The 1,128-nt window shown below is 65.5% G+C and carries 2 protein-coding genes; both read right to left on the minus strand.

What is annotated here, in order from left to right:
- Positions 1-301, minus strand: a 301-nt coding sequence (locus tag MXAZACID_RS09920; RefSeq protein ID WP_008494171.1) for an AAA family ATPase, incomplete at its 3' end; no start/stop codon positions are given.
- A gap of 10 nt (positions 302-311) precedes the next feature.
- Complete coding sequence (locus tag MXAZACID_RS09925) at positions 312-929, minus strand: DsbA family protein (protein WP_039885161.1); 618 nt, start codon at positions 927-929, stop codon at positions 312-314.
- Between the last annotated feature and the right edge of the window lie 199 nt (positions 930-1,128).

Below are 1,128 nucleotides of genomic sequence, written 5' to 3' on the forward strand. Positions count from 1 at the left end.
CCGATTCCTGGAAGGGCGGCGGCGCCAGCCCCAGCGTCTCCTCCAGCGTCAGCGTCACTTCCGCCAGATTCCGCGCCGCCCGGCCGGAGGTGCCGGCGAAGATCACATCCTCCATCTCATTGCCGCGCATATTGCGGGCATTGGCCTCGCCCATCGCCCAGCGTAGCGCCTCGATGACGTTGGATTTGCCGCACCCGTTCGGCCCGACCACCCCGGTCAGACCGGGGAGGATCTCCACCGTCGTCGGGTCGGCAAAGCTCTTGAAACCGGCAATCCGCAGCCGGGCGAAACGAGCGGGCATTCAGCCTCCTTTAGCCCCCGGCCGCCTTGGCGATCAGGGCGGCGAAATCCTCGTAATCCATCGCCCCCGGATAGGTCTTACCGTTCAGCACGAAGGACGGGGTGGCGTTGATCTTGTAGGTGGTCTCGGCTTCCTTCTGGCCGGCGAGAATCCATTTCGCCAGCGCCATGTCGTTCCAGGCCTTGTCGTAGGTCGCCTGGTCCATGCCGGCCAGGGCGGCATATTTGAAGATCGAGGCGTGATAATCCTCGCCCTGCTGGAAGGCCCAGTCATTCTGGCTGGCAAACAGCGCCTCGATGAACGGGTAATATTCATCCACCGGCAGATAGCGCGCCACCTGGGCCGCCTTCAGCGCCACCTGGTCGAGCGGGAAATCATGATAGACGATGCGCAGCTTGCCGGTATCCACCAGCTTCGGCTTCACCTGCGGCATGGTGACCGTGCCGAACTCGGCGCAATGGGTGCAGGTGAGGGAGAAGAACTCCATGATCGTCACCGGCGCGGTGGCGGCGCCGATCGAGCGCTGCGTCTCGGTGGCCGGAAGGCTGCCCGAGTCGGCCCAGGCGGCGCCTGGCATCAGCGCGGTGGCACCCACAACAGATAGTATGGAACGGCGAGTAAACTGCATGTTGTCTCCTATATCTAGTGTAGCCAAAGACCCTGCCGGGAGTCCAACCCGGCGTGAGAGTTATCCACGGGATTTTAAGCCCTGGTAGAGCCGGGCCAGCGCCTCGCCCAGCGGGCCGGGCGGCAGATCCTCCGGTGGTGCGGCGGGATGGCGCGGTTTCGGGCGGGCCGGCGGGGTGGCGGGCGGGCGCGGCGCCTGC

Source organism: Acidocella sp. MX-AZ02 (genome assembly GCF_000306035.1).
Classification (GTDB): Bacteria; Pseudomonadota; Alphaproteobacteria; order Acetobacterales; family Acetobacteraceae; genus Acidocella; species Acidocella facilis.